This window comes from Collinsella sp. AK_207A, from assembly GCF_902501965.1.
In the GTDB taxonomy this organism is placed as follows: domain Bacteria; phylum Actinomycetota; class Coriobacteriia; order Coriobacteriales; family Coriobacteriaceae; genus Collinsella.
This window is the reverse complement of the sequence record NZ_CABWID010000002.1, coordinates 72,573-83,531: the sequence shown is the minus strand read 5'-3', so window position 1 is coordinate 83,531 and position 10,959 is coordinate 72,573. Positions and strand designations below refer to the sequence as shown.

The 10,959-nt window shown below is 66.2% G+C and carries 11 protein-coding genes; 10 read left to right on the top strand and 1 reads right to left on the bottom strand.

Going from position 1 to position 10,959, the window contains the following annotated elements; genetic code table 11:
- Positions 1-236: 236 nt before the first annotated feature.
- Positions 237-557, bottom strand: coding sequence for a thioredoxin (gene trxA, locus GDJ97_RS00810; RefSeq protein ID WP_152069332.1), 321 nt, complete (start codon positions 555-557; stop codon positions 237-239).
- A 200-nt stretch (positions 558-757) separates the two neighbouring features.
- On the opposite strand from trxA, the gene GDJ97_RS00805 reads away from it, so the two are divergent.
- From GDJ97_RS00805 to prfA, 10 genes are all read left to right on the top strand, one after another.
- A complete protein-coding gene (locus GDJ97_RS00805; RefSeq protein ID WP_152069331.1) occupies positions 758-1,384 on the top strand; it encodes a hypothetical protein in 627 nt (208 codons plus the stop codon).
- Positions 1,385-1,500: 116 nt separating this feature from the next.
- The gene (gene nadA / locus GDJ97_RS00800; protein ID WP_152069330.1) at positions 1,501-2,493 is read left to right on the top strand and encodes a quinolinate synthase NadA; all 993 of its coding nucleotides are present in this window, start codon (positions 1,501-1,503) and stop codon (positions 2,491-2,493) included.
- Complete coding sequence (locus tag GDJ97_RS00795) at positions 2,480-3,814, top strand: L-aspartate oxidase (RefSeq protein ID WP_226808665.1); 1,335 nt, start codon at positions 2,480-2,482, stop codon at positions 3,812-3,814. The genes nadA and GDJ97_RS00795 overlap by 14 nt, the downstream gene beginning before the upstream one ends.
- A gap of 97 nt (positions 3,815-3,911) precedes the next feature.
- Positions 3,912-4,778: a carboxylating nicotinate-nucleotide diphosphorylase gene (gene nadC / locus GDJ97_RS00790; protein ID WP_152069329.1), complete on the top strand. Its 867-nt coding sequence runs from the start codon at positions 3,912-3,914 to the stop codon at positions 4,776-4,778.
- Between the two features lie 28 nt (positions 4,779-4,806).
- Positions 4,807-5,376 carry a transcription repressor NadR gene (locus GDJ97_RS00785; protein ID WP_226808663.1) on the top strand — a complete coding sequence of 190 codons (570 nt, stop codon included), beginning with the start codon at positions 4,807-4,809 and terminating at the stop codon, positions 5,374-5,376.
- A 98-nt stretch (positions 5,377-5,474) separates the two neighbouring features.
- A complete protein-coding gene (locus GDJ97_RS00780; RefSeq protein WP_152069328.1) occupies positions 5,475-6,371 on the top strand; it encodes an aldose 1-epimerase family protein in 897 nt (298 codons plus the stop codon).
- 166 nt (positions 6,372-6,537) lie between these two features.
- Positions 6,538-7,476, top strand: a complete 939-nt coding sequence (locus GDJ97_RS00775) for a transporter substrate-binding domain-containing protein (protein ID WP_226808660.1) — start codon at positions 6,538-6,540, stop codon at positions 7,474-7,476.
- Between the two features lie 12 nt (positions 7,477-7,488).
- On the top strand, positions 7,489-8,640 hold the full coding sequence (locus tag GDJ97_RS00770; RefSeq protein WP_152069326.1) for an amino acid ABC transporter permease: 1,152 nt from the start codon (positions 7,489-7,491) through the stop codon (positions 8,638-8,640).
- 21 nt (positions 8,641-8,661) lie between these two features.
- The gene (locus tag GDJ97_RS00765; RefSeq protein WP_152069341.1) at positions 8,662-9,465 is read left to right on the top strand and encodes an amino acid ABC transporter ATP-binding protein; all 804 of its coding nucleotides are present in this window, start codon (positions 8,662-8,664) and stop codon (positions 9,463-9,465) included.
- 252 nt (positions 9,466-9,717) lie between these two features.
- Positions 9,718-10,788, top strand: a complete 1,071-nt coding sequence (gene prfA, locus GDJ97_RS00760; protein ID WP_152069325.1) for a peptide chain release factor 1 — start codon at positions 9,718-9,720, stop codon at positions 10,786-10,788.
- Positions 10,789-10,959 lie beyond the last annotated feature (171 nt).

The following is a 10,959-nucleotide window of genomic DNA, read 5'->3' as shown; positions in this document are numbered from 1 at the left end:
CGTCGATCGAGACACGCCCTCTCACCGGCGCGACCCCGGGCGAAGATAGGTAGGCCGGGCCGAAGGCGGTAGCTCCGCGGACGGCCCGGCCGGTTTTGCCTCTTGACAATGTTCAGCTCATATTAAAGGAAGGGCGCCCCGACTAGCGAGGCGCCCAAGGGAAAAGGGAAGCTGTTCGGGGCGAACGTCGAGTCGCTGCCGTTCGCGTTGCCTTGCAGCTGGAATACGCGGAGCTCTTACAGCTTTGGCTCGATTTCGGCCGCCAGGCGCGCCTTGGGCATGGCGCCCACCACGCGATGGACCTCCTTGCCGCCTTTGAGCAGTACGAGCGTCGGGATGGACATCACGCCGAACTTCATGGCGAGGTCCTGGTTCTCGTCCACGTTGCACTTGGCAACCTTCACGCGGCCTGCGAGGTCGTCGGCCAGCTCGTCCACGATGGGGCTGAGCGAGCGGCACGGACCGCACCACGGGGCCCAGAAGTCCACCAGCACGGGAATCGGCTCGGAAAGCAGGGCGTTAAACGTATCGGGAGTGACCTCGGTAATCTCAGCCATAGCATCCTCCAAAGAAAGGGTCTTGTTCGTAGATCGGCTCGCATCTGCGGGCCGGATTGCGATCCCTTGCGTTATACCCCGGCGCGCCGTGCTCTAGCACATCGTCTCCGATTCGTTGGTAAATGGTGAAGTTGCTGGTAAACGGCATAGCGGACAACTGCGGGTACAATGGTCTGCACGGCTGGGAGACGGAGGCATCCATGGCGGTATCGGATTCGGCATATCGAGAGGCGATCGCGGCGCAGGTGGAGCAGGAGCTGCGCGCGCTGGAAGCCCGGGGCGTGTGGATGGCGGGTAACGGCTACTCGCCCATCCTGGCGGTGAAGGGCCGGATGGGCGAGACCGAGCGCGCGGGCGGCGAGCTGCTGGGCGGCGCGGACGGCGAGGCCCTGCGCGCCGCGCTCCAGGCCATCGGCTGGGCCCCGGAGGATTTCTGCGCGCTCGCCGCCTGCGCAGACGGGGCTGCTGGCAGCGCGCCTGATGCCGACGCCGTCGCGCCCGAGGCAACCGTGGCGCCCGACGCCGTTCCGGCGGGCGAGCCGCTCCCCACGTCGCTTTTCCGCGAGGCCGTTGAGGCACTCGACCCGGAGGCCGTGGTGCTCTTGGACGACGCGGCGGCCGATGCCATGCGCGAGGCATACGCCGATGCCCTCGTGCAGGTGGAGGATTTCAACGCCGCCATGCTGCAGCCTGGGCTCGTGGTTCCGGTGCTGGGCCGGCGCGTGCTCGCGCTGGATGGCTTTGAGGCGGCGCTTGTCGATGCGCATAAAAAGCAGGTTGCCTGGGCGTACCTCAAGCAGCTGACACCGCTGGGCGCTCCGTACTAGAACATGCGCCCGGTTGCGCGCCTGGTCTGCGCTTCTCCATAAGCTGTCTTGTCACCTGTAAAGCAACGTGTCATAATCCACGCCCGAAGTTCAGTCACGGGGACGGGAGGCCGCGGATGGCCGACGAGGAGAGGGTGGACGCCGAAGCGCGCGAGGACGCGTTGCGGGCGCGGATGCAGGAGCTCAAGGAAGCGCGCGATGCGGTGGTGCTCGCCCACTACTACGTGGCGCCCGAGGTCCAGGCTGTGGCGGATTACGTGGGCGACTCGTTCTACCTGGCAAAACTCGCCAAGACCCTGCCACAGCGCACCATCGTGCTCTGCGGCGTGGGGTTCATGGGCGAGAGTGCCAAGCTACTGAATCCGGAGAAGACGGTGCTGCTGCCCGAGCCCGCGGCGGACTGCCCCATGGCCCATATGGTGCAGAAGCGCACCGTGGACGACGCGCGCGCCCGGTATGGGGAAGACCTCGCGGTGGTCTGCTACGTGAACTCCACCATAGAGATCAAGAGCTGGTCGGATGTGTGCGTGACCTCGTCCAACGCCGTCAAGATCTGTGCGGAGCTGCCGCAGCACAACCTGTTGTTCATCCCCGATCAGAACCTGGGCCGCTACGTGGCGGAGCAGTTGCCGCAGAAGCACGTGATCCTCAACAAGGGGTACTGCCCGCGCCACCAGGTGATCTCGGCGGCGCAGGTGGTGGATGCCGAGGAGGAGCATCCCGATGCGCTCGTTCTCGCGCACCCGGAATGCACCGCGGACGTGCTCGCCGAAGCGGACTACATCGGCTCCACGGCGGGGATCATCGCCTACGCGGAGCAGAGCGAGGCGCGTGAGTTCATCATCGTCACCGTGCGAGGCGTGCTGCACGAGCTCGAGCGCCGCTGCGCCGGCCAGGGCAAGCGCTTCTACTTTCCAGCACCCCAGCCTACCTGCATCAACATGGATATGGTGACGATGGAGAAGCTCGTGCGCTGCCTGGAGACGGGCGCGGGCGAGGTCCGCATCGCGGTGGACGAGTCGGCGGCGGAGCGGGCCCAGCGCGCGCTCGACCGCATGCTCGCGTACGCGGCGCGCTCGGTCGAGAGGGATTGCCATGGCACTGAATAGGGAGCTTCCGGACCAGATGACCTGCGACGTCGTAATCGTCGGTTGCGGCGTGGGCGGCTTGTACACGGCGCTCAACCTGCCCGAGACCACGCGCGTCGTCATGCTCTCTAAGGGCGCGGTGGAGGAGTGCGACTCCATGCTCGCGCAGGGCGGCATATGCGTGCTGCCCGAGGCGGACGACTACACGGCCTTCTTTGCGGACACCATGCGCGCGGGCCACGGCGAGAACCGCTCGGAGAGCGTGGAAATCATGATCCGCTCGAGCCGCTCGGTCATCAACGACCTGGTGGCGCTCGGCGCCGATTTCGAGCGCGAGCCGGACGGGAGCCTGGCGTTCACGCGCGAGGGCGCCCATTCGCGTCCGCGCATCTGCTTCCATGCGGACGTGACGGGTCGCGAGATCACCACCACGCTGCTCGCCGCCGTGCGCCGTTTGGACAACGTGCAGATCATGGAGCACGTGGCCATGGTCGATTTGCTGGTTGATGACGGTGCGTGCGCGGGCGTGCGCGCCGTGCCGGTGGCCGAGGAAGCCTCGACCTCCACGTCGAGCGAAATCGGCCGCGCGGGGTCGGGCGCGCCGGTGGAGATCAACGCGGCGCACACGGTGCTCGCCACGGGCGGCATCGGCGGCGTATACGACCACTCGACCAACTATCCGCAGCTCACGGGCGATGCCTGCGTGCTGGCGGCCAAATACGGCATTGAGCAGGAGAACCTCGACTACGTGCAGATCCACCCCACGGGCCTCTACAGCGAGCAGCCCGGTCGCACCTTCCTCATCTCCGAGAGCTGCCGTGGCGAGGGCGCGGTCCTGCTGAACCAGGCGGGCGAGCGCTTTACCGATGAGCTGCAGCCGCGCGATGTGGTGGCCGCCGCCATCCGCGAGCAGATGCGCGCGGACGGGTCCGCCTTTGAGTGGCTGGACTTCAGCCCGGTGCCGCGCGACGTGGTACGCGAGCACTTCGGCACCATCCGGCAGACGTGCATTGAGCAGGTGGGACGCGATATTCTTGAGGAGCCGATTCCCGTGGTGCCCACGCAGCACTACTTTATGGGCGGGGTGCGCGTGGACGCCAACGGGTGCACGAGCATGCCGGGGCTCTTCGCCGTGGGCGAGACGGCGTGCAACGGCGTGCACGGCAAGAACCGCCTGGCATCGAACAGCCTGCTCGAGAGCCTGGTGTGGGCGAGGCGCGCGGCGGCGCTCATCGCATGCGGCGCCCCGCTCGCCGTGGAGACGGTGGGCGAGCCCGTGCTCGATGGCCGACACCGTTCCACGGGGGTGCCGGCTGCCGCCATCGATCGCCTTGCCGGCTGAGGTACGTCGCTCTGCGGGACACGGGGCGCACGGTGCGGGCCTGCTGTCAGATGCGCCTACCTTGCCCGTTCGGCCGGAGCGCGCGAAAGGAGAGGTTATGGATCCCATTACCATGAAGCTCGTGGCGGACGACCTGATTCGGTCGGCGCTGCGCGAGGATATCACCTACGAGGACGTTTCTACCGTCTCGGTCTGCCCCGAGCCGGCTCCTGCGACGGTTGAGCTCATTGCCAAGGCGGCGGGCGTCATTGCGGGGCTCGACGTCTTCGAGCGCACCTTCCAGCTGCTCGATCCCGCCACGCGCGTCGAGCGCCTGGTGAAAGACGGCGACGAGGTGGCCCCCGGCCAGGTGCTCGCCCACGTTGCCGGCGACGCCCGCGTGCTGCTCTCCGGCGAACGGGTGGCGCTCAACTACCTGCAGCGCATGAGCGGTATCGCCACGCTCACGCGTCGCATGGCACGTGCGCTCGCGGGTACGCGCACCCAGCTCGTGGACACGCGCAAGACGTGCCCGAACATGCGCGTCTTCGAGAAGGAGGCTGTGCGCGTGGGCGGCGGTTCCAACCATCGCTACAACCTGTCCACGGCGGTCATGTTGAAGGACAACCACATCGACGCCGCAGGTGGCATCACGGCGGCCGTGCGGGCGGCACGGGCGCATGCGAGTTTCACCGCCACCGTGGAGGTGGAGTGCGAGAGCCTGGACCAGGTGCGCGAGGCCGTGGCGGCAGGCGCGGATATCGTCATGCTCGACAACATGGACCACGCGGCCATGGCCGCCGCGGTGGAGCTCGTGGACGGCCGCGCCAAGACGGAGGCCTCGGGCAACGTGGACGAGGGCAACGTCCGGGCACTTGCCGACCTCGGGGTGGACTTTATCTCGTCCGGCGCCCTCACGCATTCGGCTGGTATCCTTGACCTTTCCCTCAAGCATCTGCGGCTGACCGATTCGGCGGACCGGTAGCCTGCGGACGGGACGGGGTGCGAGAACCATGGCGAGGAAGGCGGGTGACATGACGGGTGACGAGCGCCGCGGCGTGATCTTGGCTGAGCTCAGGGGCGCGGCGAAGCCCCTCTCGGGCAGCGCGCTCGCTCGGGCGACCGGCGTGTCCCGCCAGGTGATCGTGCAGGACATCGCGCTGCTCCGCGCCAACGGCCACGACGTCATCGCCACGGCGCGCGGCTACGTGCTGCAGGAGGGCGCGAACGCGCAGATGCCCACGCGCCTCTTCAAGGTGCGGCACACGGTGGACCAGCTGGAAGACGAGCTCGATTTGGTGGTTGATCGCGGCGGTATCGTCATGAACGTCATGGTGAACCATCGCGTCTACGGCAAGATCACGGCCGATCTGGATATCCGGAACCGTCGCGACGTGGCCCGCTACCTGGAGGACATCCACTCGGGTAAGAGCGTGCCGCTGATGACGGTCACGAGCGGCTACCACTTCCATCGCGTGGCGGCCGACACGGTGGAACAGCTCGACGAGATCGAGGCGGCCCTGGCCGAGCGCGGCTACCTGGCGCCCGTGCTGCCCTACGAGGCCGATGCCCTTGCCTCCTAACAACGGGAACGGGCGCATCCGCTCGCCGTTGACGTCTGCCGCTTGTCCTAGAATGGATGGACCCGAAGTTCCGCCGCGCGCGTTGAAAGGACCCGCCCATGTCCACGATCACCGAGATTTCCCAGGGCGGCCTTTCCGCCCAGATTGAGTCCCACGGCGCCCAGCTCATGAGCCTGGTGCTCGACGGCAACGAGTATCTGTGGCAGCGCGACCCGCGGTGGTGGACCAAGACCTCGCCCGTGCTGTTCCCGGCGGTCGGCTTTCCGCCGCACGCGGTGCAGCAGTCGGTGGCCGGCCCCTGCCGCCTGGGCAAGCACGGTTTCGCGCGTGATCATGAGTTCGCCATCGAGGCCGTGGCGGAAGATGGCTCCTCCGTCACCTTCGAGCTGGTCGATTCCGCCGAGACCCGCGCGGTCTACCCGTACCCCTTCAAGCTGCAGCTCACCTATGCCGTGACCGGACCGGCCACTCTCACCCAGACCTTCCGCGTGGAGAATACCGGCACCCAGCCCATGCCCTTCTCGGTTGGTGGCCATCCCGCGTTCAACGTGCCCGTGCCCGGCGCGGCGGGCGACGACGCCTTCGAGGACTACGAGCTTCGCTTCGCCCGCACGTGGACGTATCGCTCGCCCAAGATCAACGCCCAGGGACTCGCCCTGCGCGACGACACCTTCCCGGTCGTCGAGGACGCGGACGCGATGCCCCTCACGCGCAGCTGCTTCGACTTCGACACCGTGACGCTCGAGGATGTTCCCGAGCGCACCATCACCATGGTGGGGAAGAACTCCGGTCGCGGCGTGCGCCTGGATTTCCCCGGCTTTGACTTCGTGGGCATCTGGTCCGCGCAGCCCGAAGCGCCGTTTGTGGCGATTGAGCCGTGGACGGGTCATGCCGGCTACACAGATGAGGATGACGTGCTGGAGCATCGCGACGGAATCATCGTCCTGGAGCCGGGTGCGGTGGACGAGCGGAGCTTCTCCATCACCGTGCTGTAGCAGCGACAACGTTTCCGCCAGCTTGCGTGCGGCAGGGGGTGGCGCCTCGGGGCAGGGCTTCGGGGCGCCGCCTGACGTTGCCGTTCGCCTAAATACCGCTGGCGCATCGCGCAGCGGGCGAGTATGGTGTCCGGCGTATTGCATGCAAGCTGAAAGGAGAGTGGCTGTGTCCCTCTCAACCTCCGGATTCGCGCCCGCCGCCTCCGGACTCCTGAGCCGCCGTGCCTTCTTGGGCAGCGGCCTTGCCGGGTTTGTCGCCGTGGCCTCCGTTGTCACGCTTTCCGGTTGCCAGCGCCCCTCGACCATCGCCGTCAAGCAGGTCTCGCTCAACAACGCTCGCGAGGACAACTCCGATGCCGTCATCGGCAAGAAGCAGATCCGCATCGGCATGGAGGCCGCGTACGCGCCGTACAACTGGCAGGTGAGCCAGGCGAGCGACTACACCATCCCCATCGACAACGTGGCCGGTGCCTACGCGGACGGCTACGACGTCCAGGTGGCGAAGATCGTCTGCCGCGCGATCAACCCGGATGCCGAGCCCGTCGCCGTGAAGATGAGCTTCTCCGGCCTCATCGACTCGCTCAACAACGGCCAGATCGACCTCATCATCGCCGGCATGACGGCCACGCCCGAGCGCAAGCAGTCCGTGGATTTCTCCGAGAGCTACTTCACCCAGCGCTTCGGCCTGTTCGTGAAGGAGGGCTCGCCCTACGCCAGCGCCACCAAGCTCTCGGACTTCTCCGGCGCGGCGGTGCTCGGCCAAAAGGACACCGAGCTCGATACCGTGATCGACGAGATTCCGGGCGTGAACCACGTCTCGCCGGTGGACTCGGTGCCGAGCGTGTTCTCGCGCCTGCTCCAGAACACGGTGGACGCCGTGACGTACAACGTGGAGAACGAGGCCGGCTACATGAAGCAGAACCCGGGCATCGTGCCGGTGCACTTTGCCGAGGGAGAGGGCTTCAAGACCGCGCTCGAGGTGAACGTCGGCATGCGCAAGGGGTCCAAGAAGCTTCTGAAGATCGTGAACGGCGCGCTCGAGGGCATCTCGGAAGATGAACGCACGCAGATGTGGAACGCCGTGCTCGAGCGGCAGCCGTCCTAGGAGGTGGCGCACATGAACCAGATCAAGAGGCTTGGCCGCTTCCTTGCCGCCGATCATCGCTACGTCTACCTGGGCACGAGCGTTATCGCGGCCATCGGACTCGCCTTTTCACAGCAGGCGCCCACGCCGCTCTCGCTGCTAGCTCGCACGGGGCTCGCGCAGGATGCGCTCTGGCTCGTGCTGTGGGCGTGGCTCGCCGTGTCCGCCGCGGCGCTCGTCACCAAGCTCATACACTGGCGCGACTACGCTGCCGCCTCGCCCCTGGCCAAGACGCCCGGCGTTCGCCGCGCCGCGCGTATCGGGTCGTACGTGGTGTGGGCCGTGGCGGCGCTCTTCGCCATCGACCGCGGCGTCCTGGGCTTTGCGGCGCTCGTGCAGGTGAGCATCTCGGCCGGCTCAAATCCCTCCGAGTTCCTGCCCAGCCTGGTCTACATGACCTGGGAGAGCCGCCAGTTCTTTGTCCAGGGCATTGAGATTACCTGCGGGCTCGCCGCGCTCGGTACCGTGATCGCCTTCGTGCTGGCGCTCCTCATGGTGTTCCTGCGCATCCAGGCCTTCGATCGCGGCGACAACGACGCCGTCAAGTTCGCCAAGGCCGTGGGCACCGGCTTCGCCAAGGTGTACAGCACCGTGGTGCGCGGCACGCCGATGATGGTACAGGGTCTGCTCATCTACTATGCGGGCTTTACCGTGCTGCGCGTGGCCTTTGGCATGGACACGCAGGCCGCCAACCAGATCTGGACCACCTTCGTGGCCGGCGTGGTGACCATCTCGCTCAACTCCACGGCCTACATGATGGAGGTGCTGCGGGGCGGCATCGAGGCGGTGGACCCCGGCCAAGCCGAGGCGGCGCGCTCACTCGGCCTCTCGCAGTGGCAGGCCATGCGCAAGGTGGTCTTCCCGCAGGGCATCAAGAACGCGATCCCGGCGCTCTCCAACGAACTGGTCATCAACATCAAGGACTCGTCGGTGCTCTCGGTGATCGGCGTGTTCGACCTCATGTACGCCACCACCACCGTGGCCGGTGTGTACTACCGCCAGATGGAGACGTACTTCGTGGCGCTCGTGGTGTACCTGTGCCTGACCATGCTCGCGTCCAAGCTGCTGGGGCTTTTGGCCCGTCGCCTGGATGTTGAGGCAACCGCCCTGCCGAGCTCTAACTAGGGGAGGGGAATCATGTCTGAGATGAAGGGTTCGTCCGCCGCCGGCGCCGGTGCCGCCTCTGCAACCGATGCACCTGCCGCCGCCGAGCCGCTTATCCGCGTGGAGGGCCTGCACAAGTCCTTCGGCAACCTCGAGGTGCTCAAGGGCATCGATATGGAGGTGCGCCCGCGCGAGGTCGTCACGATCATCGGCGCCTCGGGTTCGGGCAAGTCCACGCTCCTGCGCTGTCTGAACCTGCTCGAGACGCCCGAGTCCGGCCACGTGTGGTTCCACGGCAAGGACCTCACCGAGGTCCGCACCAACGTGAACGAGCTGCGCGAGCACATCGGCATGGTGTTCCAGGGTTTCAACCTCTTCAACAACATGGACGTGCTGGACAACTGCACGCTCGCGCCGGTGACGCTTAAGAAGATGAAGAAGGCCGAGGCCGAGAACGTGGCCATGAAGCACCTGGCTAGCGTGGGCATGGACAAGTTCGCCCACGCCGCGGTGGCCCGGCTCTCGGGCGGGCAGAAGCAGCGCGTGGCCATCGCCCGCGCGCTCTGCATGAACCCCGAGGTCATGCTCTTCGACGAGCCGACCTCGGCGCTCGACCCCGAGGTGGTGGGTGAGGTGCTGGAGGCCATGCGGAAGCTCGCCGCCGACGGCATGACCATGGTGGTGGTGACGCACGAGATGGCGTTCGCTAAGACGGTCTCGGACCGCGTGGTCTTTATGGACCAGGGCGTGATCTGCGAGGAGGGTGCCCCCGACGAGCTGTTCGGCCATCCCAAGCACGAGCGCACGCGGGAGTTTCTCAGCCGCTATCTGGCGGATATCGCGTAACGCGCGGGTTGCCGCCGGGGGTGCTGCCAACCGCCGGGCGCGCTGCCGGCTGTGCCTCTCCGGTTTTGAGGGATTTCGTGCACGTGGCAGCTTGAGCTGCGCGCGGGGTATCATAGAGCGGTTGAATCGACGATCGGGAGGGCTCATGTACCAGAGGACGGACATGCTCTAGCTGTGCCTGGCGGGGGAGGTTCCCCTTCGCCAGCCCTTCCGCATACCCATCCGTCATCGCATCGTACAAGGAGCCGCATCATGCGCGACAAGCTAGAGAAACTCATCGCCGCCTACGCCGAACTGGAGCGTAAGCTCTCCGATCCCTCCGTGGTCGCAGACCAGAAGGAGTACATGCGCCTTGCCAAGGAGCATGCGCACCAGGCCGACCTGGTGGCCGCTGCCCGCGAGTACCTCGAGGCGCTGGATGATATCGAGGCCGCCAAGGAGATGCAGCACGAGACCTCCGACCCGGACGAGAAGGAGATGCTGCAGGCCGATATCGCCGAGAACGAGTCCAAGCTTCCCCAGCTGGAAGAGGACATCAAGTTCATGCTCATCCCCGGCGACCCAAACGACGAGAAGAACACCATCGTGGAGATTCGCTCCGCCGCCGGTGGCGACGAGGCGGCCATCTTCGCTGGCGACCTGTACAAGATGTACCAGCGCTTCTGTGAGTCCAAGGGCTGGAAGACGACGGTCCTCGACGCCAGCCCCTCGGAGGCCGGCGGCTTCAAGTCCATCGAGTTCAAGGTGGAGGGCGATAAGGTCTACTCCGTCATGAAGTACGAGAGCGGCGTGCACCGCGTGCAGCGCGTGCCCAAGACCGAGAGTCAGGGCCGTATCCAGACCTCTACGGCCACGGTGGCCGTGCTGCCCGAGGCCGAGGACATCGACATCCATATCAACCAGTCCGATCTGCGCATCGATACCTACTGCGCGAGCGGTCCTGGCGGCCAGTGCGTGAACACCACGTATTCCGCCGTGCGCATCACCCACCTGCCCACCAATACCGTGGTGCAGAGCCAGGAGCAGCGCAGCCAGATCCAGAACCGCGAGGTCTGCATGCAGATGCTGCGCGCCCGCCTGTACGAGATGGAGCTCGAGCGCCAGCAGGCCGAGCTGGGCGCCGAGCGCCAGAGCCAGATCGGCCACGGCAACCGATCGGAGAAGATTCGCACGTACAACCAGCCGCAGGACCGCGTGACGGACCACCGCATCGGTTTCAACAGCACTTACAACGGCGTGCTGCTGGGCGATCAGCTGGGCACCGTCATCGACGCCCTGGCCGCTGCCGATCGCGCCGAGAAGCTGGCCGAAGCCGTCGACTAATCGCGAGACGGTACATCGGGGCCGCCTTGTCGCGCCATGTGGCATAAGGATTCCGTATGAGTGGTACACGGGGACTGTCCCTGTGTACCACTTTTACATTATGGAGAACAAAAAATCTTATATGGATTGACTTAGATTTTGTATAGCGCTCGGTGTAAGGGGATACACTGT

What these genes read in the sequence shown, in the direction of transcription:
- trxA (WP_152069332.1), bottom strand. Translation starts at nt 557, where the DNA reads ATGGCTGAGATTACCGAGGTCACTCCCGATACGTTTAACGCCCTGCTT.
- GDJ97_RS00805 (WP_152069331.1), top strand. Translation starts at nt 758, where the DNA reads ATGGCGGTATCGGATTCGGCATATCGAGAGGCGATCGCGGCGCAGGTG.
- nadA (WP_152069330.1), top strand. Translation starts at nt 1,501, where the DNA reads ATGGCCGACGAGGAGAGGGTGGACGCCGAAGCGCGCGAGGACGCGTTG.
- GDJ97_RS00795 (WP_226808665.1), top strand. Translation starts at nt 2,480, where the DNA reads ATGGCACTGAATAGGGAGCTTCCGGACCAGATGACCTGCGACGTCGTA.
- nadC (WP_152069329.1), top strand. Translation starts at nt 3,912, where the DNA reads ATGGATCCCATTACCATGAAGCTCGTGGCGGACGACCTGATTCGGTCG.
- GDJ97_RS00785 (WP_226808663.1), top strand. Translation starts at nt 4,807, where the DNA reads ATGGCGAGGAAGGCGGGTGACATGACGGGTGACGAGCGCCGCGGCGTG.
- GDJ97_RS00780 (WP_152069328.1), top strand. Translation starts at nt 5,475, where the DNA reads ATGTCCACGATCACCGAGATTTCCCAGGGCGGCCTTTCCGCCCAGATT.
- GDJ97_RS00770 (WP_152069326.1), top strand. Translation starts at nt 7,489, where the DNA reads ATGAACCAGATCAAGAGGCTTGGCCGCTTCCTTGCCGCCGATCATCGC.
- GDJ97_RS00765 (WP_152069341.1), top strand. Translation starts at nt 8,662, where the DNA reads ATGAAGGGTTCGTCCGCCGCCGGCGCCGGTGCCGCCTCTGCAACCGAT.
- prfA (WP_152069325.1), top strand. Translation starts at nt 9,718, where the DNA reads ATGCGCGACAAGCTAGAGAAACTCATCGCCGCCTACGCCGAACTGGAG.